At 66.0% G+C, this 21410-nt stretch carries 20 protein-coding genes; 10 read left to right on the forward strand and 10 right to left on the reverse strand.

Features of this window, described 5'->3' with window-relative positions; all coding sequences use genetic code 11:
• The first annotated feature begins 205 nt into the window (after positions 1 to 205).
• Positions 206 to 532 carry a DUF1840 domain-containing protein gene (locus tag U5A57_RS01460; RefSeq protein WP_321907526.1) on the forward strand — a complete coding sequence of 109 codons (327 nt, stop codon included), beginning with the start codon at positions 206 to 208 and terminating at the stop codon, positions 530 to 532.
• A 170-nt stretch (positions 533 to 702) separates the two neighbouring features.
• Here the strand turns inward: U5A57_RS01460 and U5A57_RS01465 are convergent, their stop codons facing one another.
• The 7 genes from U5A57_RS01465 to U5A57_RS01495 all read right to left on the reverse strand — a co-directional run bounded on the left by U5A57_RS01465 (position 703) and on the right by U5A57_RS01495 (position 9337).
• Positions 703 to 906, reverse strand: coding sequence for an acid-shock protein (locus tag U5A57_RS01465; protein WP_321907527.1), 204 nt, complete (start codon positions 904 to 906; stop codon positions 703 to 705).
• A gap of 286 nt (positions 907 to 1192) precedes the next feature.
• Entirely contained in the window at positions 1193 to 4003 is a 2811-nt protein-coding gene (gene metH, locus U5A57_RS01470) for a methionine synthase (protein WP_321907810.1), read from the reverse strand.
• The gene (locus tag U5A57_RS01475) at positions 3973 to 5043 is read right to left on the reverse strand and encodes a homocysteine S-methyltransferase family protein (RefSeq protein ID WP_321907528.1); all 1071 of its coding nucleotides are present in this window, start codon (positions 5041 to 5043) and stop codon (positions 3973 to 3975) included. Before U5A57_RS01475 ends, metH begins: the two co-directional genes overlap by 31 nt.
• Before the next feature lie 214 nt (positions 5044 to 5257).
• Entirely contained in the window at positions 5258 to 5515 is a 258-nt protein-coding gene (locus tag U5A57_RS01480; RefSeq protein ID WP_158756783.1) for a DUF3567 domain-containing protein, read from the reverse strand.
• Positions 5516 to 5704: 189 nt separating this feature from the next.
• The gene (gene pcaD, locus U5A57_RS01485; RefSeq protein WP_321907530.1) at positions 5705 to 6493 is read right to left on the reverse strand and encodes a 3-oxoadipate enol-lactonase; all 789 of its coding nucleotides are present in this window, start codon (positions 6491 to 6493) and stop codon (positions 5705 to 5707) included.
• A gap of 417 nt (positions 6494 to 6910) precedes the next feature.
• Positions 6911 to 8311: a DUF3108 domain-containing protein gene (locus U5A57_RS01490; protein ID WP_321907532.1), complete on the reverse strand. Its 1401-nt coding sequence runs from the start codon at positions 8309 to 8311 to the stop codon at positions 6911 to 6913.
• A gap of 120 nt (positions 8312 to 8431) precedes the next feature.
• Complete coding sequence (locus tag U5A57_RS01495) at positions 8432 to 9337, reverse strand: IclR family transcriptional regulator (protein WP_321907534.1); 906 nt, start codon at positions 9335 to 9337, stop codon at positions 8432 to 8434.
• A gap of 117 nt (positions 9338 to 9454) precedes the next feature.
• Here U5A57_RS01495 and U5A57_RS01500 point away from each other — a divergent pair, with 117 nt between their 5' ends.
• From U5A57_RS01500 to rfaE2, 7 genes are all read left to right on the forward strand, one after another.
• On the forward strand, positions 9455 to 10447 hold the full coding sequence (locus U5A57_RS01500) for a fumarylacetoacetate hydrolase family protein (protein ID WP_321907535.1): 993 nt from the start codon (positions 9455 to 9457) through the stop codon (positions 10445 to 10447).
• A gap of 226 nt (positions 10448 to 10673) precedes the next feature.
• Positions 10674 to 11804: an ABC transporter substrate-binding protein gene (locus tag U5A57_RS01505; RefSeq protein ID WP_415774568.1), complete on the forward strand. Its 1131-nt coding sequence runs from the start codon at positions 10674 to 10676 to the stop codon at positions 11802 to 11804.
• 59 nt (positions 11805 to 11863) lie between these two features.
• Positions 11864 to 12688 (forward strand): enoyl-CoA hydratase/isomerase family protein, encoded by an 825-nt coding sequence (locus U5A57_RS01510; RefSeq protein WP_321907539.1) that lies wholly within the window; start codon positions 11864 to 11866, stop codon positions 12686 to 12688.
• Between the two features lie 131 nt (positions 12689 to 12819).
• Complete coding sequence (locus U5A57_RS01515; protein WP_321907541.1) at positions 12820 to 13569, forward strand: PhaM family polyhydroxyalkanoate granule multifunctional regulatory protein; 750 nt, start codon at positions 12820 to 12822, stop codon at positions 13567 to 13569.
• A gap of 97 nt (positions 13570 to 13666) precedes the next feature.
• Positions 13667 to 14872 carry a patatin-like phospholipase family protein gene (locus U5A57_RS01520; RefSeq protein ID WP_321907543.1) on the forward strand — a complete coding sequence of 402 codons (1206 nt, stop codon included), beginning with the start codon at positions 13667 to 13669 and terminating at the stop codon, positions 14870 to 14872.
• Positions 14873 to 15356: 484 nt separating this feature from the next.
• A complete protein-coding gene (locus tag U5A57_RS01525; protein WP_028201777.1) occupies positions 15357 to 16226 on the forward strand; it encodes an acyl-ACP desaturase in 870 nt (289 codons plus the stop codon).
• 155 nt (positions 16227 to 16381) lie between these two features.
• A complete protein-coding gene (gene rfaE2 / locus U5A57_RS01530; protein WP_321907545.1) occupies positions 16382 to 16873 on the forward strand; it encodes a D-glycero-beta-D-manno-heptose 1-phosphate adenylyltransferase in 492 nt (163 codons plus the stop codon).
• 120 nt (positions 16874 to 16993) lie between these two features.
• On the opposite strand, the gene U5A57_RS01535 is transcribed toward rfaE2, so the two are convergent.
• From U5A57_RS01535 to U5A57_RS01545, 3 genes are read right to left on the reverse strand one after another with little or no spacing between them, the layout of a single operon-like run.
• Positions 16994 to 17233: a hypothetical protein gene (locus tag U5A57_RS01535; protein ID WP_321907546.1), complete on the reverse strand. Its 240-nt coding sequence runs from the start codon at positions 17231 to 17233 to the stop codon at positions 16994 to 16996.
• Between the two features lie 53 nt (positions 17234 to 17286).
• Entirely contained in the window at positions 17287 to 18078 is a 792-nt protein-coding gene (locus U5A57_RS01540; RefSeq protein WP_321907547.1) for a type III pantothenate kinase, read from the reverse strand.
• Positions 18075 to 18986, reverse strand: coding sequence for a biotin--[acetyl-CoA-carboxylase] ligase (locus U5A57_RS01545; RefSeq protein ID WP_321907549.1), 912 nt, complete (start codon positions 18984 to 18986; stop codon positions 18075 to 18077). The genes U5A57_RS01540 and U5A57_RS01545 overlap by 4 nt, the downstream gene beginning before the upstream one ends.
• A 340-nt stretch (positions 18987 to 19326) precedes the next feature.
• Here U5A57_RS01545 and U5A57_RS01550 point away from each other — a divergent pair, with 340 nt between their 5' ends.
• Positions 19327 to 20460 carry an ABC transporter permease gene (locus U5A57_RS01550; protein ID WP_321907550.1) on the forward strand — a complete coding sequence of 378 codons (1134 nt, stop codon included), beginning with the start codon at positions 19327 to 19329 and terminating at the stop codon, positions 20458 to 20460.
• Positions 20461 to 20510: 50 nt separating this feature from the next.
• Entirely contained in the window at positions 20511 to 21392 is an 882-nt protein-coding gene (locus U5A57_RS01555; RefSeq protein ID WP_321907811.1) for an ABC transporter ATP-binding protein, read from the forward strand.
• The last annotated feature ends 18 nt before the right edge of the window (positions 21393 to 21410 follow it).

The raw sequence follows: 21410 nt of genomic DNA on the forward strand, positions 1-21410 counted from the left end.
CGGCCTCGTTGCGGCAGGCGGCGTGGCGGCGTCTTCGACGCCAGAACGTCCGGGTGCCGCGCCCTGCGGGTAATTCCGTCCTGACGGATTTTAGCAGGTGCTAATATGTGAAATGAGGTAGCGCGACACGGGCCGCCTTGGCCCATCAGGCTTCGCAGGGCTGAACGTCACGCGCAGATCCGAAAAAATCATAAAGGGAACAGACATGCTGGTTACTTTCAAATGTCACGCGGCGCCTGACGTCACGATGCTGGAGAACCTCGCACAGTACCTTCTCGGCATCATTGGCAAGCGGCTCGGTCCGCGCGGGGTGATTACCCACGACGAACTCGACACCGCCATCAGCAAGCTCGAAGCGGCTATCGCCACGGACAAGAAAGAGCGCCACGAGCAGGAAGGCCACTTTCACGAAGGCGAGGACGACCACGCCCATCACGAACTGCCGGTCGGCCTCGCGCAACGCGCCTTTCCTTTCCTCGACATGCTGCGCGCCGCGAAGAAGGAAGACAACGACGTTCTGTGGGGCATTTGAGCTTCCTGTTCGATGTCCCTGAGCGTGGAAGCGCGTGGTCGCGCTGCGTCCAATACGCGCGCTGGCTAGCTTGTGGTGCCCGCCTGGGCACCCCCGCCTGATCCGATGCTCCAAAAGCAAAGAGCCCGCAATGTTGCGGGCTCTTTGCTTTTGTTCACCTTAGGCGCACGTTACTCGCTGGCGGCCGCCGGCTCGGCAGCGGAGGCCTCCGACTTCTTCACCTTCTTTTTCTTCGGCTTCTTCACGTGCTTTTCGGTGGGCGCCGAATACGACGTTACCGGGCTCGCCTGCTCCGGCGCGGCCGGCTGGGCGAACGACGGCTGCGCAAGCGCCGCCACGCCGAAGGCGGTCAACATCAACATCAGCTTCTTCATACGATTTCTCCGTCGAGGTTGCTTCGATTTTGCGTTTTAAGGATTTGCTGATGATCGAGCCGGCGCGGCGTTGCCGCGTGTGGCCGGGCGTCATGCAGGTGCTGCCGGGTCATACGAGGGTCTTGCCGGGCCATCTTACAAAGCCGAAAAATTGCGCGCGCGTAATTTTCACCTTGCCGGATGGCGTATGTCGGGCGGTGACAACGGGGGTAGTGAAGCGGAGGGGCGCAGCAGGAAGAAGCGCGCCGCACAAGGGCGGCGCGCAGTACCGTCTGTGAATTGAAGCTTAAAGCTGCGGCGCGAGCGCGCGGCGGGCGTCCTCGTCGGAGAGCGACATGCGGCGCGCGTAGTCGGCGAGCTGGTCCTGGCCGATCTTGCCCACCGAGAAGTACGTGCTGTCCGGGTGCGCGAGGTAGAAGCCCGAAACGCTCGCAGCCGGCAGCATGGCGAGCGATTCCGTCACGCTCATGCCGACTTCGCCCGCCTGCAGGAAGTCGAACATGTCGCGCTTCACGAGGTGGTCCGGGCAGGCCGGGTAGCCGGGAGCCGGGCGAATGCCCGCGTACTTCTCGGCGATCAGCGCGTCGTTGTCGAGCGTTTCGCTGGCCGCATAGCCCCACAGGTCGCGGCGCACGCGCGCGTGCATCGCTTCGGCGTACGCTTCCGCGAAGCGGTCGGCGAGCGCCTTGAGCATGATCGCGCTGTAGTCGTCGTGGTCCTTCTCGAACTGCGCTTCCTTCGCGTCCACGCCAATGCCCGCCGTGACCGCGAACATGCCGATGTAGTCGGCCACGCCCGAGTCCTTCGGCGCGATGAAATCGGCAAGCGACCGGTTCGGGCGCATCACGCCGTCCACCACGGGGCGCACCGACTGCTGGCGCAGATTGCGCCACGTGAGCGCGACTTCGCTGCGCGATTCGTCGGTATAGATTTCGATGTCGTCGTCGTTGACCGTGTTGGCGGGCAGCAGCGCGATCACGCCGTTGGCCTGCAGCCAGCGGCCCTGGATCAGGCGCGCAAGCATCGACTTCGCGTCGGAAAACACGCGGCGCGCCGACTCGCCCACGATCTCGTCGTTGAGGATCTGCGGATAGGGACCTGCGAGATCCCACGTCTGGAAGAACGGACCCCAGTCGATATAGTTCGCCAGTTCGTTCAGGTCGAAGTTCCTGAACACGCGGCGGCCGATGAACTTCGGCTTCACGGGCTGGAAGTTCGCCCAGTCGATCTTCGTCTTGTTCGCGCGCGCTTCTTCGAGCGTCACGAGCGGTTGCGCCTTCTTGTTGGCGTGCTGCTCGCGAATGCGCTCGTAGTCGGTCTTCAGTTCGTCGATGTACTTCGTCGCGCCTTCGTCCGAAAGCAGGCTCGACGCCACGGAAACCGAGCGCGACGCGTCCGGCACGTACACGACCGGGCCTTCGTAGTGCGGCGCGATCTTCACCGCGGTATGCACGCGCGAGGTGGTCGCGCCGCCGATCAGCAGCGGAATCTTCTTCACGCGGAAATAGTCGTCGCGCTGCATTTCGCTCGCGACGTAGGCCATTTCCTCGAGCGAGGGCGTAATGAGCCCCGAGAGGCCGACGATATCCGCGCCTTCGACCTTCGCCTTCGCGAGAATCTCGTTGCACGGGACCATCACGCCCATGTTGACCACTTCGAAGTTATTGCACTGGAGCACGACCGACACGATGTTCTTGCCGATGTCGTGCACGTCGCCCTTCACGGTCGCGATGACGATCTTGCCTTTCGCGCGCACGTCGGCGCCCGATTCGGCGAGCAGGCGCTTTTCTTCCTCGATGAACGGAATCAGGTGCGCCACGGCCTGCTTCATCACGCGCGCCGACTTCACGACCTGCGGCAGGAACATCTTGCCCTGGCCGAACAGGTCGCCGACGATGTTCATGCCGTCCATGAGCGGGCCTTCGATCACGTTGATCGGCCGGCCGCCGTCGCCCATGATCTTCTCGCGCGCTTCTTCGGTGTCCTCGACGATGAAGTTCGTGATGCCGTGCACGAGCGCGTGCGCGAGACGCTTCTCGACGGGCTGGTTGCGCCACTCGAGGTTCTCTTCCTTCTTCGCGGCGCCGGCCTTGAACTTGTCGGCGATTTCGAGCAGACGGTCAGTCGCGTCGTCGCGGCGGTTGAGCACCACGTCTTCCACGCGCTCGCGCAACTCGGCGTCGAGGTCGGCGTACACGCCGAGCTGGCCCGCGTTGACGATGCCCATGTCCATGCCCGCCTGGATGGCGTGATAGAGGAACACCGTGTGGATGGCCTCGCGCACCGGGTCGTTGCCGCGGAACGAGAACGACACGTTCGACACGCCGCCGCTCACCTTCGCGTAGGGCAGGTTCTGCTTGATCCAGCGCGTGGCTTCGATGAAGTCCACCGCGTAGTTGTTGTGCTCTTCGATGCCCGTTGCCACCGCGAAGATGTTCGGGTCGAAGATGATGTCCTCGGGTGCAAAGCCCGCTTCGTTCACGAGGATGTCGTAGGAGCGCTTGCAGATCTCGGTCTTGCGCGCGAACGTGTCGGCCTGGCCCTGCTCGTCGAACGCCATCACCACGCTCGCCGCGCCGTAGCGGCGAATCAGCTTCGCGTGATGCACGAACTGCTCCTTGCCTTCCTTGAGCGAGATCGAGTTGACGATGGCCTTGCCCTGCACGCACTGCAAGCCCGCCTCGATCACGTCCCACTTCGACGAGTCGATCATGATCGGCACGCGCGCGATGTCGGGCTCGGAGGCGATGAGGTTCATGAAGCGCACCATCGCCGCCTTCGAGTCGAGCATGGCTTCGTCCATGTTGACGTCGATGACCTGCGCGCCGTTTTCGACCTGCTGGCGCGCAACCGCGAGCGCCTCGTCGAACTGGCCGTTGAGGATCATCCGCGCGAAGGCCTTCGAGCCGGTCACGTTGGTGCGCTCGCCCACGTTGATGAACAGCGTGCCTTCGGTCACGTTGAAGGGTTCGAGGCCGGAAAGGCGCAGGGTATGGTCAGTCATGGCGTGGGACCGGATCGTATGTTGTTTGGAGCGGGACTCGGAAGCAGCGGTCGAACGTGTTCTCAGGCGGCGTCGCGGTACTGGCCGGGCCAGCGGCGCGGCTTGATTTCAGCGAGCGCCCGGGCGATGGCCGCGATGTGCTCGGGCGTCGTGCCGCAGCAGCCACCCGCCACGTTCACGAGACCGGCGCTTGCGAACTCCTTGAGCAGCGTCGAGGTGTCGGCGGGCGTTTCGTCGAAGCCCGTGTCGCTCATCGGATTGGGCAGGCCCGCGTTCGGATAGCACGAGACGTACGTGTCGCACAGCTTCGCAAGCTCGGCGATGTACGGACGCATGAGCGCCGCGCCCAGCGCGCAGTTCAGGCCGAACGTGAGCGGCTTCGCGTGGCGCAGCGAGTTCCAGAACGCCTCGACGGTCTGGCCCGAGAGAATACGGCCCGAGGCGTCGGTGACGGTGCCCGAGATCATGATCGGCAGATTCTCGCCCGTGTCTTCGAAGAGCTGGTCGAGCGCGAAGAGCGCGGCCTTGGCGTTGAGCGTGTCGAAGATCGTCTCGACGAGAAAGAGGTCGCAGCCGCCATCCATGAGCGCCTTCGCCTGTTCGTAGTACGCGCGGCGAAGCTCTTCGAACGTGACGTTGCGCGCGCCCGGATCGTTCACGTCGGGCGAGATGCTCGCTGTTTTCGGCGTCGGTCCGATTGCGCCTGCGGCGAAGCGCGGCTTGTCCGGCGTCGAATACTTCTCGCACGCGGCGCGCGCGAGTTTCGCCGACTCGATGTTCATCTCGACGGCCAGCTCGCCCATGCCGTAGTCGTCCTGAGCCACCGTGGTCGCGCCGAACGTGTTGGTCTCGATGATGTCCGCGCCCGCCGCAAGATACTGCTCGTGAATCTCGCTGATGATCTGCGGTTGCGTAAGCGAGAGCAGCTCGTTGTTGCCCTTGATGTCGCGCGGGTAGTCCTTGAAGCGCTCGCCGCGGTATGCCGCTTCGTCGAGCTTGTAGCGCTGGATCATCGTGCCCATTGCGCCGTCGAGGATCACGATACGCGAGGCGAGCAGCGCGGGAAGCGCTGCGCCGCGCGTGTATTTGGCGTCCCCGGCGGGGCGCGAGGCAAGGGCTGCGGGCTGGTTCATGGATCGCGGGCGGGCGTGGTGCCGGTTGAACTGGGAAACCTCATATTGTAGCCGCTGCGGCAATGGGCCGCTGCCCGCGGCGTCGCGCGCGAGCAACCGTGGCGGCGTGCGCGCAAGGGCAAACGAAGCGGCCAAAAGAAAACCCCGCCAGGCAAGCCGGGCGGGGTTTCGTGTGAAGGACGCTGCGCGTTGAGTGCCGCGGGGTGCGCTAGCGTCAGTGAAGCACAACGGGTTGCTGCATGAGGCTGTCGAACTGTCCGAGGAATTCGTCGACTTCGTCGAGCGACTGGTCTGCGTCCATCAGTTTTTGCACGTCTTCGCGAAAACGTGCCGCCATCACGCCGTCGATGAAGATCTCGCGGCGTGCGTTTTTGTCGACGATCTCGTAGCCGCCTGCGCGCATGGCGCTGTGGCCGTCCTGCGGTGGGAACTCGACGACGCAATAGTTGGGACTGTTGTAGATCATTTGCATGGCGACACTCCTTTTTCCTGTGCTCCCTGACCTTCTCGGTCAATACTTGGAGCGTTCGTTCTGGAATTCAAGGGGTGGGTCCCGCATCACCTCTTATGTGGACTGCTCTCCCTTTTTATACTTCACTTCTCAACTGCGTCTGCTGCCACTGCCATGATGCATTTGCTTCGAACTATTACTTCGAACTGCTTAGACCAACTGCTTGAGAAACGTTTCGAGCAACGCGGTGAAACGGTGAGACTCCTCTACCGGGGCCAGATGCGCGGCATCGAGCACCACGAAATGCGACCCTTCTATCGCTCTTGCCAGCGCCTGCGTCATGGCCATCGGCGTGCCGCTGTCATGGCGGCCTGCCACGGCGAGCGTCGGCACGCGCAGTTGTGCGAGCCTCTTTTCCACGTCGAAATCGCGTAGCGCCTCGCAGGCCATCGCATAGCCTTCTGCAGGGGTCCGTAATAAAACGTCACAAATTCGCTCGACAGTCGGCGCATGCGTGTGCCGGAAGTCGGCGGTGAACCAGCGCGCCATCGTCGCGTCGACGAGCGCGCCAAGACCGTCGCTGCGCACGGTGGCGGCGCGCTCGTTCCACGTTTCGCGCGCTTGTGCCGGCGTATGGCTCGCCGTGTCGCAAAGCGTGAGCGTCGTTACGCGTTCGGGGTAATCGAGCGCGAACTGCTGCGCGATCATGCCGCCCATCGACATGCCAACGAGATGGGCATGCTCGACACCCGTTGCGTCGAAAAGCGCATCGAGGTCGGCGGCGAGATCCACGAAGCCGAAGGGCTCGCTTGCGACCGCACTTGCGCCATGCCCGCGCACGTCATAGCGCAGCACGCTGTGACGATGGCGGAAATGTCCGGCGAGCGTGTCCCACACGCCAAGGTCGCCGCCCAGTTGATGAATGAACGCCAGCGCGGGCCCACCGCTCCTGTCGTCGAAGACATAGTGCGTATCGATGCCGTTGACAGTCACTTGCATGGGTTCCTCCTTCGCCTTCCAGGCTGGGAGTCAAGCCGTTTGCGAGGTACTGCATGCACGCGATGCTGGTGGAGCAATCCGCGCGCCTGGGGCGCGCAGACGATGCGCGATGCGATGTTCGTTAGCTTGTGTGTCGCGTCCCTGTTTGCTGCGCTGTTTATTGTGTTGTGCCGATTTTGTCCGTCTTTTGCAGCGTTGTATCGGTTTGCTGGTGCTGGTCCGTTCGTTGATTCGCTAGTTGCGCGCGGTGTCGTGTTGCCGTGTTTCGTCTGCTTGTTTTTGGCCCTTCATGCTGCGCGCAACGCCTTGCGATCCTTGACGCATGGCTCGATTCCAGTATGCGCCATTTCACGCGTTTGTGTCGTGAAGCGGGCCGGCTGGATCGAGCGATGCGTGCGTTTGCGTGCGGTGGCGCGCTCAGGGATGCTCGGGCGCGGCGCCCGGCGAGGCGGGGGACGGTTCGTCATCCGCGGACGGTTGCGACGTTGATTCTGTCTGCGCATTGGCGGGTGGCGCCGGTTGCTCTGGCGATTGCGGCTGCGGCGCAGAGTCTGGCGCAGTCTGCGGTGTTGCGGATTGTGGCGATGTTGTGTCGGGTGTGGCGTTGGGCGTCGCGGCGGTCGTGGGCGCGGCCGTCGAGGGCTCGGACGTCGGCGCGTTCGCAGCGCTCGGCACCGTCAGCGCGCCACGCCACACCAGTTCGAACTGGTTGCCACTCGGCTCGGTCTGCACGAGGCGCACGGGCAGCCAGCCGAGCGCTGGCGCGAGCCACACGTCGATGCGCCGCTTGTCGCCCTCGCGGCGCGGCAGGCGCATGAAGTGGCGAGCCGTGACGTAGCCATGATCCGTGCTCACGGTTTCGTCGCCGATCGTGGTGATGGGCCAGGTCTCGCCGCTGTCGTTGTCCGCGACATAGAACTCGCGCGTGACGCCCGGTTTGTACGCGTCGGGGTCGCCGCGCACGAGGCTCGCGAGCTGCATCACCATGCTGAAGCGGTCCTGCGCGCCGTCGGTCAGCGCGAGCGAGTTGGGCGTGCGCGTGAACACGATCTGCTTGTCGGTGCGATTGAAAATCGTCACATCCGAAGGGCGATGGCCGCGCTTTTCGATGTACTGATCGGGCGCGAGGCCGAAGGCGTCCACGCGGCCCTTGCTCGTCCAGCTGAACTCGCCGACGAAGGGCAGCGGCACGCGCACGACCATCTCGTAGGCTTGCCCGTCGCTTGACCAGTGGATCGTGCCGGGCTGATTGCGCACGCCGTTATAGAACGTGTCGTACTGCAGTTCGCCCGATGGGGGCACCGAAAACTTCAGCCCATGCGAGGCCTGCGTGGCTTGCGCCGAAGGCTGCTTGCCGTTGCCGGGCGCGGTGCTTGCCGTGCCGTTTTTGTCACTCGAGCCGTCGGCGCTCGCGGCGGCTTCTGAAGCGGCTGCGGGCGTAGGCGCCGCTTGCGTATCCGGCGGCGAGGCAGGCGCTTTGGGGTGCGGTTTCGGCGGCGCGACAGCATGCAGCGTATGCGGCTCGGCAGGCTTTGGCGCGGGTTTGGGCGCGGCATGCGCGGGCGCCGCCGCCGGGCCCGCGGGCCGTGCCTCGCGCTCGATGCGCTCTGGCTTGAGAAGCGCCACCTGCACCGGCACACGCACGTGCGCGACCGGCGGCGGCGCGCCGTGATGCCGCTCGAACCATTCAGCCGCGAGCCAATGGAGCGCCGTGACCGCGACGAACACGCCGACCCAGCGCCACGCGCGCGAGCGCTGCGAGCTGCGTGAGTCGGTGTCGAGGCGGCGAGCCTCGCGCGGGGCGGCGGGGGTGGACATCGGCGGTTCGTCAGTCTGTATCTGTCGGACGTTACTGTGACACAACGTGCCGGGGACGCGCAGAAAGCCCGACGCCGCGCGAGGCGGGGTCACATGCAACCCGCCCGGGCTGTCCAGCGTTCAGCGCGGCGTCGGACTGTACCCCAATTCGTACGACAGTTTCTCGGCGCAACCGCGCAACGCGGTGTCCACGGCGCCGTTCCAGGCGATATCGAACGCGCCTTCGTGACCGAGCGCGATGAGCCCGAGCGCGAGTTCGCCGCTCGCGTCGAACACGGGTGTGCAGAACGCGTGGATGGTCGGCAGCAGCATGCCTTCCACGCGGGCGGCGCCATGCTCGCGCACTTGCGCGAGTGCGCGTTCGAGCGCTTCTGCCGTGCGCGGCGTGGAACCGTACGAGTAGTGCTGCGCGCCCGCGAGTTCGCGCTCGATCATCGGGGCGGTCTTGCTGCGCGGCAGGTAGGCGGCGAACAGCAGGCCCGTGGCGGAACTGAGCATCGGCATGACGTCGCCGAGCTTGAGCGACGCTTTCGCCGGGTGGCTCGATTCCAGCCAGTGCACGACGGTCGGCCCCTGGTTGCCCCACACGGCGATGCCCACGGTAATGTCGAGCGCGTCGCGCAATTCGGTGAGCGCGATGCGCGCGAGTTTGACGCCGTCCACGCGCGCCAGACGGGCAAGGCCAAGCTGCAAGGCGAAGCCGCCCAGTTCGTAGCGGCCCGAAAGCGGGTCCTGCGCAACGACGCCGAGGCGCATGAAGCTCACGAGATAGCGATGCGCCTTCGCCGGGCTCATGCCCGCACGCTGCGCGAGGTCGCGCAGCATCATCGCGCGCGGCTCGCTGGTAAGCACTTCTAGCAGGCGAAAGCCCACTTCGATCGACTGGATGCCCGAGCGCAGCTTTTCTTCGCCGGCTTCGGGGCCTTCCGGGGCTTCGGCGGTGTCGAGGGCGTCGGCGAGATCTTCGGCGTTCGTGGCGTCTGTGGCGCTCGCGCGTGGCGAGGCGGATCGGACGGTAGGCGGCATGGAGGCGTTGTGGTGTTCGATGTACGGCAACTGAGGGCGTGCGGCGCGCCCCGCTTGGGCCCCGCCGATTCACCATCGTAGAATACATTTCCCTTATCGTCACTCACGTCTGATTCCATGAAACTTGCCACGCTGAAGGACGGCACCCGCGACGGGCAACTGATCGTCGTTTCCCGCGACCTGCGCAGCGCCGCCATCGCCGACGCGATCGCGCCCACGCTGCAGCGCGTGCTCGACGACTGGCGCTTCTACGCGCCGCAGCTCGCCGAGCTGTATGACGCGTTGAACTACGGGCGCGCGCGCAACGCGTTCAGCTTCGACGCGCGCGACTGCATGGCGCCGCTGCCGCGTGCGTACCAATGGGCGGATGGCTCGTCGTACGTGAATCACGTCGAACTCGTGCGCCGCGCGCGCGGTGCCGAAATGCCCGCCGAGTTCTGGACCGACCCGCTCATGTACCAGGGCGGCAGCGACGACTTCATCGGACCGTGCGACGACATCGTGTGCGCATCCGAGGCGTTCGGCATCGACTTCGAGGCCGAAGTCGCCGTCGTGACGGGCGACGTGCCGATGGGCGCGAGCCCCGACGAAGCGCTCAGGGCCGTGCGGCTCGTCACGCTCGTCAACGACGTCTCGCTGCGCAACCTCATTCCCGCGGAACTCGCGAAAGGCTTCGGCTTTTTCCAGAGCAAGCCGGCCAGCGCGTTCGCCCCGGTGATGGTTACGCCCGACGAACTCGGCGAACACTGGCGCGAAGGGCGCGTGCATCTGCCGCTCATCGTGCACTGGAACGGCAAGAAGGTCGGTCAGCCCGATGCGGGCACGGACATGGTGTTCCACTTCGGCCAGTTGATCGCTCACGCCGCGAAAACGCGCAATCTGCGCGCGGGCGCCATCGTGGGTTCGGGCACGGTCTCGAACAAGGACGCCAAGCGCGGCTACTGCTGCATCGCCGAGAAGCGTTGCCTCGAAATGATCGAAAGCGGCCAGGCGAACACCGAATTCATGAAGTTCGGCGACAGCGTGAAGATCGAAATGCTCGACGAAGCGGGCAAGTCGATTTTCGGTGCGATCGATCAGGCGGTGGCGTCGCTCCACGGCGAGCAGTGACGCAGCAGTGACACGCAAGCGCTGAAGGGTTTCGCCGGATGCCGCGCGCCACGCGTGCGGCTACACTGGCGAACGCCCTTTTTTCTTCGAGAGAAGTCGGGGAGACCAGTCAAAGTACGAGCCGTAGAAGCACGCAGCATCCGCATGCAGAAAAAAACGCAAAACGAATGCATAACGACAAGGAGACATCGTGAACGCTTCTCGCCCCAGCCGTCTTGCTGCACGCATCGCCCTGCTGTTCAGTATCGGTGTGCCTACGCTTGCGCTCGCGCAGGTCAAGATCGGCCTCGTGCTGTCGCTCACGGGCCCGGCCGCCTCGCTCGGCATTCCTGCGCGCGACACCGCCACGATGTTCCCCACCGAGATCGCGGGCCAGAAAGTCCAGTACATCGTGCTCGACGACGCCTCCGACACGACCCAGGCCGTGCAGGACACGAAGAAGCTCATCGACGAACAGCATGTCGATGCGATCATCGGCTCGTCGATCACGCCCAATTCGCTCGCGATGCTCGACGTGATCGCGCAGGGCGAGACGCCCACCATTTCGCTGGCTTCGTCGGCGAAGATCATCGAGCCCGTCGATGACAAGCGTCACTGGATGTTCAAGACGCCCCAAACCGACGCGATGATGGCCGGCGCGATCATGGAGCACGCCGCCGCGCACAACGTGAAGACGCTCGCCTATATCGGTCAGGCCGACGCGCTCGGCGAGACGTTCTATGCGGAGATCGCGAAGGCCGCGCAGCAGCGCAACATCAAGCTCGTCGCTAACGAGCGCTTCAATCGCACCGACCCGAGCGTGACGGGGCAGGTGCTCAAGATCGTCGCGGCCCACCCCGACGCCGTCGTGGTGGGCGCCGCCGGCACGCCTGCCGCGCTGCCGCCGAAGGCGCTCAAGGAGCGTGGCTACAAGGGCGTCATCTATCACAACCACGGCGTGGGCAATCGCGACTTCCTGCGCGTGTGCGGCGCCGACTGCAACGGCACGTTCCTGCCCGCGAGCCAGGTGCTAGTGGCCACGCAGCTGCCCGAAGATGCGCCTGGCCGTCGCCTCGCGCTCGACTATATTTCGCGCTACGAAGCACGCAACGGCGCGGGCACGGTGTCGGCGTTCGGTGCATACACGTGGGACGCGGGCCTCCTGCTGCAGAACGCAATACCCGTTGCGCTCAAGGCGGCGGCGCCCGGCACGCCCGCGTTTCGCCACGCGCTGCGCGACGCGCTCGAAGCGACGCACGATCTGCACGACACCAATGGCGTCGTCAACATGAGCGCCACCGATCACCTCGGCCTCGATGCGCGAGCGCGCGTGATGGTCGAGATCCGCGATGGCAAGTGGGTGTATCAGCCGCATTGATGAGCCGCACGGTCATCGCATTCATGTAATCAGCAATCCGAAGCAAAGGAGGTCCGCCGATGAACGATCCTTTTTACGCCCACTATCATGCGCTGCGCGTGCGGCGGCATGAACACGGCATCGTCGAGATCGTGATGAGCGGCGAGGGCGCGAACAAGAGCGGCCTCGCGACCGCCGACGCGAATATGCACCGCGAACTCGCCGAAATCTGGCGCGACGTGGACCGCGATCCCGACGCGCGCGTCGCCGTGATTCGCGGCGAGGGCAAGGGCTTTTCGGCGGGCGGCGACCTGCAGCTCGTCGAAGACATGGCCACGCATTTCGACGTGCGCGCGCGCGTGTGGCGCGAGGCGCGCGACCTCGTCTACAACGTGATCAACTGCGGCAAGCCGATCGTCTCGGCCATGCACGGCCCGGCAGTGGGCGCGGGGCTCGTCGCGGGGCTGCTGGCCGACATTTCCATTGCGACGAAAACGGCGCGCATCATCGACGGCCATACGCGCCTCGGCGTCGCGGCGGGCGATCATGCCGCGATCGTGTGGCCGTTGCTGTGCGGCATGGCGAAGGCGAAGTACTACCTGCTGCTGTGCGAGCCGGTGAGCGGCGAGGAAGCGGAGCGCATCGGCCTCGTCTCGCTGGCCGTGGACGAGAACGACTTGCTGCCGAAGGCGTTCGAAGTGGCGAAACGTCTTGCGGGTGGTTCGCAAACCGCGGTGCGCTGGACCAAGTACGCGCTCAACAACTGGCTGCGCATGGCGGGGCCGACCTTCGACACGTCGCTCGCGCTCGAATTCATGGGTTTCGCGGGACCGGACGTGCGCGAGGGCGTGCAGTCGCTGCGCGAGCGCCGCGCGCCCGATTTTCCAGGCGGCGATCCGTTCTGACGCGCGTTGGTTCGAGCGTTGGTTGGCGCTTTATGCCGATTTCTACTTTTGCGCGCGCTATTATCGAAGAGATCGTTTTGCGCCGCCGCCGCGTGCGCATTTGACCACCTATCTATGCGAGGGAGATCCGCATGACCGACCCAGCAGGCACCTTGCCGCCGTTCCCGGGGTTTCCCGGCTTTCCGCCGGCCGAAATGCTCGACCGCATGTGGGGGATGATGCGCCTTACGCCGTTCGGCGGCGCATTTCCGGGTACTGAACCGGGCGTGGCGCAAGCCTTCGGCCCGTCGCTTTCGATGATGTCCGACATGATGACGCCGCTCACCAACATCGAGGAACTCGACAAGCGCATCACCGATCTGCGCGCCGTTGAGCAGTGGCTCAAGCTCAATCTCGGCATGCTGCAGTCCGCCATCCAGGCGCTCGAAGTGCAACGCGCGACGCTTTCCACGCTGCGCGCGTTCGGCGCATTCGCGCAGGCGCAGATGACGCCAACGCACGCCGAGTCCGAAGCGCCGAGAGCGGGCGCCTCGCGCGAGCGAGCCGCCGAGCCGGAAGGCGCGAGCGCCGGCGATGCGGCCGAGGGCGCCGCATCCGCGCCGCCGGGCTTCGACGCGGGTTCGTGGTGGAATCTCGTGCAGGCGCAGTTCAACCAGCTCGCGCAGTTCGCGATGGCGCAGCCGGCCGCCGCCGCGGAGGCGGCGCAAGCCGCAGCCGAAGCGGTGAGCGAGGCGCAAGCGAAGACCGCGGCCGCGGCGGCCAAGCGTAGCAGCGGCAGCGCCAAACGCGCCGGCAGCGCCAGCGGCGGCAACGGCAACAGCAGCGGGGCGGCCCGCAGCGCGCCGCGCGGCGCGAAGAAGGCACCGGCGCAGCCGGAATAAGGCGCGCGGCGTCACGTTACGAAGAACGGTCCCGGGGGACGCAGCAGAAAGGCAACGCCGGGACAAAAGCTGCACAACAGCGGGGAGCGTCGGCATCATGCGGCTTGCGCTCGTGATGATGGGCGGCGGGGCGCGTGCGGCCTACCAGGCCGGCGCGTTGCGCGCGCTAGCCGAACTGGCCAGCCACGCCGAGCCGGCGCGCCGCGCCATGCCCTTCACCGTAATCTGCGGCACCTCGGCGGGCGCGATCAACGCCACCTCGATCGCGAGTCACGCCGACCAGTTCACGCAGGGTGCAGCGCACCTCGTCGAGATCTGGTCGGACATGCGCGCAAGCCAGATCTATCGCACCGACTGGCCGGGCGTCGCGGCCGCGGGCGCGCGCTGGCTGGCCGCGCTCGCGTTTGGCTGGGCCGCCTCCAGCGTGGGCGCGCGCACCGCGCCGCGCACCTTGTTCGACAGCACGCCGCTCGCGCGGATGCTCCCGCACTCGCTCAACTTCCACCGCATCGCGCAGATGCTCGACGAGCGGCGGCTCCATGCGCTCGCCGTCACCGCGCTCAGCTATTCGTCGGGGCGGCACGTCACGTTCTACCAGGCGAGTGAGCCGATCACCGCCTGGCGGCGCGCGCAGCGTACCGCGCGCATGGTCGCGCTCACGCCCGCTCATCTGCTCGCATCGGCGGCGATTCCGTTCCTCTTTCCGGCTGTGCGCCTCGAACTCGACGGCCGCCACGAATATTTCGGCGACGGCTCGATCCGGCAGATTGCGCCGCTCTCGCCCGCCATCCATTTCGGCGCGCAGCGCATCGTCGTGCTCGGCGCGGCCACGCCTACGCCGGAAGTGCCCGCGGCGCGAGGCGATAAAGACACGTATCCGACGCTCGCGCAGATCGGCCAGCAGGTGCTCGCAAGCGTGTTCCTCGACGCGCTCGGCGCCGATATCGAGCGCATCGAACACGTGAACCGCATGGTGCTGCAGCTGCCGCATGCGGTGGAGCCGGAAAGCGGCTGGCGGCATGTCGAGGTGCTCGCGATCGCGCCGAGCGAGCGCATCGAGCTGGTCGCCGCGCGCCATTTGCAGCAGTTGCCGCGCTCGGTGCGCATGCTGCTGGGTGCGATGGGCGGCAACCGCGCATCCGGCGCGGCATTCGCGAGCTATTTGCTGTTCGAGCGCGAATTCACGCGCGAATTGATTGAACTGGGTTATCGCGACACGCTAGCGCAAAGCGATGTTCTTTTGACTTGGCTCAAAGCTCCGACGGACGGCGCGATCGCGGATTTGGAGGCGCGGCGGAACTGAAAGACCGGCATGCTATTATTGTGTAAGGTTTTTCTGGTCATTTGTGGGAATTGCGGGCGGCGATGCGCTGCTTCGCCGTACAAGGTCCACGGCCTTGACGGGCGGGGTGTTCGTCCGTTGAAAAATCAGCCGGCAAGGTGCGGCAAAGGGACGTCGAGCGCGGGGCACCAGAGTGCGACATTGTGTCGCATGACCCGCGGCGATGGTTCGCACGCCTCGCGGGCATCGGAAGTGATCAGCGGTATTAGGCGGCCGGGTTCGAGGCACGGAGCAGCTACCCAGAATCCACGACGGCGCCTTCATTCCGGTTGGCTGGATTGTCGTGGGGCAACGCGTATTGCGTTCGCCGGTCTGCGATTGCGTCCAGAGGGCCGGATACCGCGTAAAATTAAATGCTTTTTGCCTGCGCGACCGCGTTTATGCGGGCACGCGGCACGCTACGAATTCGTCATGCGCGCGTTTTGCGCAGATCAGGGGCGGGACTATGAACACGATGCTTTATCCGGAACTTTACAAATCGCTCGAATCGGTCCGATGGGACATGGAAAAGGACATTCCATGGGACAAGTTCGATGCGTCGCTCCTCACCGACGAGCAGGCCGCGACCATCAAGATGAACGCGATCACCGAATGGTCGGCGCTGCCGGCCACGGAAATGTTCCTGCGCGACAACCACCACGACAGCGACTTTTCGGCGTTCATGAGTGTGTGGTTCTTCGAGGAGCAAAAGCATTCGCTCGTGCTCATGGAATACCTGCGCCGCTTCAAGCCGGAAATGGTGCCGACCGAAGAAGAGCTGCACGCCGTGCGCTTCGAGTTCGATCCGGCGCCGCCGCTCGAAACGCTCATGCTGCACTTCTGCGGTGAAATCCGCCTGAACCACTGGTATCGCCGCGCTGCCGAATGGCACACGGAGCCGGTCATCAAGGCCATCTACGAAACGATTTCGCGCGATGAAGCGCGCCATGGCGGCGCGTATCTGCGCTACATGAAGAAGGCGCTCAATAATTTCGGCGACGTCGCGCGCGCGGCGTTCGCGAAGATCGGCGTGCTGATGGCGTCGGCGCGCCGCACCGAAAAGCCGCTGCACCCCACGAACCTGCACGTGAACCAGGCGCTGTTCCCGCGCGACACCGTGCAGTCGCGCCTGCCCGACCCGGAATGGCTCGAGCGCTGGCTCGACGAGCAGATCCGTTTCGACGACGGCTGGGAAAAGAAGGTCATCGAGCGTATCCTGCACAACCTCTCGATCCTGTTCGAGCGCACGTTCACCACGGCGCAGGAACTGAACCGCTATCGCAAGGAAGTGGTGCAGCGCCTGCAGGCCGAGCAAGGCACGCAACAGCCGGCCTGATGCGCCGGGACATCTCGCGTGCGCGCCTTTCGTGGCGCGCCGCGATCGGGACGGCCCGAAGCGCTTTTCGCGTGACGGGCCGTTTTCATTGGGGCGTTCGGTAACGGCCTTGCCTGAACCGACTCACGCCCGTTTTCTTAGCCGAGCCTCATTCCATGCCCGCTTCCTTCGAACGCAAGATCACGACCCGCGACGCGCTCGCGCAACTGCGCGCCTCGCTGCCGGGCCCCGTGGTGTTCACCAACGGCGTCTTCGACATCCTGCATCGCGGACACGTGACCTATCTCGCCGATGCCAAGGCGCTCGGCGCCACGCTGATCGTCGGCGTGAATAGCGATGCTTCGGTGAAGAGGCTCGGCAAGGGCGACGACCGCCCCATCAACAACGAGAACGACCGCATGGCGCTGCTCGCGGCGCTGGAGAGCGTGGACTGGGTGGTGCAGTTCGGTGAGCAAACACCCGTCGAACTGATCGAGGCCGTGCGTCCGGACATTCTCGTGAAGGGCGGCGACTACGACATGGACGCGCTGCCCGAGTCGGCACTGGTGCGCGGGTGGGGCGGGCGCGCGCTCGCGATCGCCTTCGAGCACGACCGCTCCACGACGAAGCTGCTGCAGAAAGTGCGCGCGCAGGAAGGATCGAAGTAAGTTCTGGCGTCCGGGTGCACGTTCACACCGTGCGCTCGGCAGATGCAAAACCGGCCGGAGGCCGGGCCGCCCGAGGCTTGGGCGCGCCCGGTCTCCGGCCGGTTGCGTTTGAAGCGCTGCTTACTGCGTCAGGGTCGACGCCTGCACCGCCGGGTCCGTCACCGGGCCGCCGACGGTCGGCACGTCGGCCGATTCGGAGGGCCGGATCGCCTTCACCACGAGCCGCTCGGGGTGGATCTGCCGGTTCAGGTGCTGGGTTTCGCGCGTGCCCGACGCGGGCGTCGGGCCGAACACGCCGCCAATGGCCGCAAAAGCCAGTCCGTTGGCGAGAATCAGAATGGCGATCAGCCAGCGCAGCATCGTGTGAAGCTCCTTCGAAATCGTTCGTTCAGTTTCAGGGCCGGGGTCGCAGCTCAGCACTGCGCCGCGATGAGCGCCAGGCCCGACAGCACCAGTGCGTCGTGGCGAGTATGCGGCACCTTGAGCGCCGCTGTCACTTCGGCTGCGGCGCCGCCGCTCACCACGAGCCGCACCGGGATTCTCCACGCGTCCTGTAAATCGGCCAAGGCGCGCTCGACGAGCGCGGCCTGCGCGAGCGCGCATCCCGCCGAGATCGAGCTTCGCGTGTCGGTGGCGAAGGCAATGCCCGGGTGGGCAGCATCCGCCATGCCGCCGGCGACCACGGGCAGTTGCGCGGTGTGCTCGCCGAGCGAGCGCATCATGAGCGTGAAGCCCGGCGCGATCATGCCGCCCACGAACGTGCCGTCGGCGCGCAGGGCTTCGAGTGTGGTGGCCGTGCCGAATGTCGCGATCAGGAGCGGTTCGTCCGGATAGGCCGCGTGTGCGCCGATCATGCCGGCCCAGCGGTCGCTGCCGAGCGCGTCGGGCGTGGCATAGCTGTTCGTCACGCCGCATTGCTGCGCGCTCGCCCGCACGACGGTGCGCGCGAGGCCCGGCCAGTGCGCCTCGACTAGCGCGTCGAGCCGCTGCGCGACCGCCGCGCCCGCGACGTTCGAGATCCACGCACCAGCGGGCCGGGGCAGCGCCGCCCATTCCTCGCAACGGGTGTCAGACGTGGCTTGCGTGGCGTCGGCGGGAACGTGATCGATGGTGCCCGCATGCAGGCGCGACCCGTCCGACGCGACGAGCGCCCATTTGATCCGGCTGTTGCCTGCGTCGATCAGGAGGAAGGGGCCTCGGCTCATGCTCCGCCGTCCGCGAGCCGCAGCGACACGTCGCCGGTCGTGACGGTTTCGCGCCCGTTCGGCGTATCGACGAGTAGCTGGCCGCTCTCGTCCACACCGGCCGCCGTGCCGCGCAGCAGCTCCTTGCCTTGCTCGTAGATGGCGACCATGCGGCCCGCGTAAGCGTGGCACGCGTTCCAGCGCGCCTGGAAGGGCGCAAAGCCCGCGGCGCCGAAGCGTTGCAGCGCGGCTTCGAGCGCGTTGAGTTCGGCGGCGAGCGTGTCGGTGAGGTTGGCGTTCGGCCACGCGCGCGAGAGCGCCGTGGGTGTCGTGCCGGGCACGATCGCTGCGCTGCCGCCGGCGGCGTTGAGCGCCTCGACCTTGGCGGCGAGCGCATCTTCGCCGCGCACGTTCGTGCCGATGCCGATCACGACCGCCGTGGCGTCGGCGGTCGTCCAGGCCGTCTCCACAAGAATTCCCACCAGCTTGTCGCCTTCCAGCAGCACGTCATTGGGCCACTTGAGCGCGATTTGCCCCGGCGCGGTCACGGGCAGCGTGCGCAGGCCGTCCACCAGCGCCGAGCCGATGGCGAGGCTCAAGCCCGCGAGCCCATCGATCGGACGCGGCAGCACGCAGCCGATCGAGAACAGCAGCGCGTCGCCGGGCTGCGCGACCCAGGTGCGGCCGCGCCGGCCGCGGCCGGCCGTTTGCAGATAGGCCACGCGCACGATGGGGCGCTCGAGTGCGTCGCGTTTTTGCGGCAGCGCCTTCAGGCGCGCCATCAGGTCGGCGTTGGTCGAGCCGGTTTCCTCGACGATCTCGATGGGCCAGTCGTGCGCGGCCGGGCCGAACAGCGTGATCGCACGGTTGCGGTCGATGCGCCAGTCGCCGGCGCTCGGAGTATCGGGGGTGGGGGGCGTCGCATTCATGTCTCATATTGTAGTGGCTGGGGCGTGAACAGCAGGACGCAACGCCCGTTTCGGCCCGAAATGCGGGTATCCACATGCCGCCCACAGCCAGCCCACAGGTTATCCACGGATTCATCCACAGGCGCTGCGGTGCTGGGCGCTGACCACCGCACCGCCGAATCCCGCGTAATTTGCTTAATCTTTAGGCAATTCACAGGCCGCCCACAGGCAGTCCACAAGTTATCCAGAGTGTTACCCACAGTTCGCCTCGCGTTTGCATGTCGGCCGTGCGCTTTCGGACCGACGAAACGGGGCGCGTTCGCTACAATGTTTGCTCACCCTGCCTGTCGAGTGCTTACCCTTGAATCAAGCCACGCCGCCCGGCATTGAAGTCTCGGCCGGCACCCACGGAAAGACCGTGCGCCTGTCTGGCCAGTGGACGGCGCTCGCGCTCGCGCGCGACCGCGAAGAGGGCGGCGCCGCCCGGCGTCTGCGCGCGCTCGCGCAAGAGCGCATTGGGGAATGGGACCTCTCGCGCGTGGAGCGCATGGATCACGTGGGTGGACAGGCGCTCTGGAGCGTCTGGGGCCACAAGCTGCCCACCGATCTCGTCGACCTCACGCAAACGCAGCGCGACATCTTCGAGCGCATCGCGCTGCTCGATTCCGTGCGCGAGCCGGCGGAGCGCGTCGTGCGCGTCGACCCGGTCACGCAGCTCGGCCTTGCGATCTTCTCGTTCTTCGACCACCTGTACGGCGGCATCGCCATGTTCGGGCGCGTGATCCTCGACTTGCTGCTCGTGCTGCGCAAGCCCAAGGTCACGCCGTGGATCGAGATTTCGGCGAACATATACAACGCCGGCGCGCGCGCGCTGCCTATCACGGCGCTCGTCGCGTTTCTGATCGGCATCGTGCTGTCGTACCTCTCGGCGCAGCAATTGCGCCTTTTCGGCGCGAACCAGTTCATCGTCAACATTCTCGGTCTCGCGGTGATCCGCGAACTCGGGCCCGTGCTCTCGGCGATTCTCGTGGCGGGGCGCTCGGGCTCGGCCATCACTGCGCAGATCGGCGTCATGCGCGTGACCGAGGAACTCGACGCCATGCGCGTGATGGGCATCTCGCACGGGCTGCGGCTCATCCTGCCGCGCGTCATCGCGCTCGGCGTCGCCATGCCGCTGCTCGTGATCTGGACCGACATCATTGCGTTGCTAGGCGGCGCGATCGCGGCGAAGATCGTGCTGGGCATCGACATTTCGTGGTTCATGCGCTCGTTGCCCAGCGTCGTGCCGATCGCCAACGTGTGGATCGGCCTCGGCAAAGGGGTGGCGTTCGGCATGCTGGTGGCGATCGTGGGCTGTCACTTCGGCTTTCGCATCAAGGCGAACTCGCAGAGCCTGGGCGAGGGCACGACCACATCGGTCGTCACGTCGATCACGATCGTGATCCTCGCCGACGCCGTGTTCGCGATCCTGTTCCAGAACGTGGGGTTGTCATGAGCACGACGGGCACGACGGTAACGACGATCGAGACGAAAACGACCGGTACGATCACCACGCCGCTCAAGGAGGTCGTGCAGGACTTGCCGCTGCCGACCATCGGCGAGCCGGTGATCGAAGTCCACAACCTCTCGAAGCGCTACGGGCGCAACATCGTCCACCAGCATCTGAACCTCGAAATCCGCCGCGGCGAGATCGTCACGCTCGTGGGCGGCTCGGGCTCGGGCAAGACCACGCTCGTGCGCCAGATCCTCGGGCTCGAAAAGCCGACCTCGGGCAGCATCAAGATGTTCGGCGAAAACATCTCGACCGTCGACCCCGAGCGCGCCCGCCTCATGCGCACGCGCACCGGCATGCTGTTCCAGCAAGGCGCGCTGTTCTCGTCGCTCACGGTGTTCGACAACATCGCGCAGCCGGTGCGCGAGCTTGGCAAGGTGCCGGCCGCGCTGCTGCGCGACATCGTCATGCTCAAGCTCGAAATGGTCGGGCTGCCGTGCAAGCACGCCTCCAAAATGCCGGCGGCGCTCTCGGGCGGCATGATCAAGCGCGTGGGACTTGCGCGCGCGATCGTGCTGGAGCCGGAACTGCTCTTTCTCGACGAGCCCACGGCCGGGCTCGACCCGCGCTCCTCCGACGAAGTGGTGGAACTGATCAGCACGCTGCATCGGGCCCTCGGGCTCACCGTCGTGCTCGTCACGCACGACCTCGACGCCATGGTCGCGCTCTCCACGCGCGTAGCCGTGCTCGCCGAGCGCCGCGTGCTCGTGGCGGCGCCCGTGGAGGAGGCGGCGAGCGTCGATCATCCGTTTATCCGCGAGTATTTTCTGGGCATGCGCGGTCGCCGCGCGCTCCAGGCGCTGCCGCCCGAGCGGCGCGCGAAGCTGCCGCCGGCGGCGCTCGCTCCCGCAGCCGTGGGGTACAAGCCGTGGTAGGTGACCGGCTCAACTGGC

It is taken from the genome of Paraburkholderia sp. J11-2 (assembly GCF_905220185.1).
GTDB lineage: Bacteria > Pseudomonadota > Gammaproteobacteria > Burkholderiales > Burkholderiaceae > Paraburkholderia.

What these genes read in the sequence shown, in the direction of transcription:
- U5A57_RS01460 (WP_321907526.1), top strand. Translation starts at nt 206, where the DNA reads ATGCTGGTTACTTTCAAATGTCACGCGGCGCCTGACGTCACGATGCTG.
- U5A57_RS01465 (WP_321907527.1), bottom strand. Translation starts at nt 906, where the DNA reads ATGAAGAAGCTGATGTTGATGTTGACCGCCTTCGGCGTGGCGGCGCTT.
- U5A57_RS01475 (WP_321907528.1), bottom strand. Translation starts at nt 5,043, where the DNA reads ATGAACCAGCCCGCAGCCCTTGCCTCGCGCCCCGCCGGGGACGCCAAA.
- U5A57_RS01480 (WP_158756783.1), bottom strand. Translation starts at nt 5,515, where the DNA reads ATGCAAATGATCTACAACAGTCCCAACTATTGCGTCGTCGAGTTCCCA.
- pcaD (WP_321907530.1), bottom strand. Translation starts at nt 6,493, where the DNA reads ATGCAAGTGACTGTCAACGGCATCGATACGCACTATGTCTTCGACGAC.
- U5A57_RS01490 (WP_321907532.1), bottom strand. Translation starts at nt 8,311, where the DNA reads ATGTCCACCCCCGCCGCCCCGCGCGAGGCTCGCCGCCTCGACACCGAC.
- U5A57_RS01495 (WP_321907534.1), bottom strand. Translation starts at nt 9,337, where the DNA reads ATGCCGCCTACCGTCCGATCCGCCTCGCCACGCGCGAGCGCCACAGAC.
- U5A57_RS01500 (WP_321907535.1), top strand. Translation starts at nt 9,455, where the DNA reads ATGAAACTTGCCACGCTGAAGGACGGCACCCGCGACGGGCAACTGATC.
- U5A57_RS01510 (WP_321907539.1), top strand. Translation starts at nt 11,864, where the DNA reads ATGAACGATCCTTTTTACGCCCACTATCATGCGCTGCGCGTGCGGCGG.
- U5A57_RS01515 (WP_321907541.1), top strand. Translation starts at nt 12,820, where the DNA reads ATGACCGACCCAGCAGGCACCTTGCCGCCGTTCCCGGGGTTTCCCGGC.
- U5A57_RS01520 (WP_321907543.1), top strand. Translation starts at nt 13,667, where the DNA reads ATGCGGCTTGCGCTCGTGATGATGGGCGGCGGGGCGCGTGCGGCCTAC.
- U5A57_RS01525 (WP_028201777.1), top strand. Translation starts at nt 15,357, where the DNA reads ATGAACACGATGCTTTATCCGGAACTTTACAAATCGCTCGAATCGGTC.
- rfaE2 (WP_321907545.1), top strand. Translation starts at nt 16,382, where the DNA reads ATGCCCGCTTCCTTCGAACGCAAGATCACGACCCGCGACGCGCTCGCG.
- U5A57_RS01535 (WP_321907546.1), bottom strand. Translation starts at nt 17,233, where the DNA reads ATGCTGCGCTGGCTGATCGCCATTCTGATTCTCGCCAACGGACTGGCT.
- U5A57_RS01540 (WP_321907547.1), bottom strand. Translation starts at nt 18,078, where the DNA reads ATGAGCCGAGGCCCCTTCCTCCTGATCGACGCAGGCAACAGCCGGATC.
- U5A57_RS01545 (WP_321907549.1), bottom strand. Translation starts at nt 18,986, where the DNA reads ATGAATGCGACGCCCCCCACCCCCGATACTCCGAGCGCCGGCGACTGG.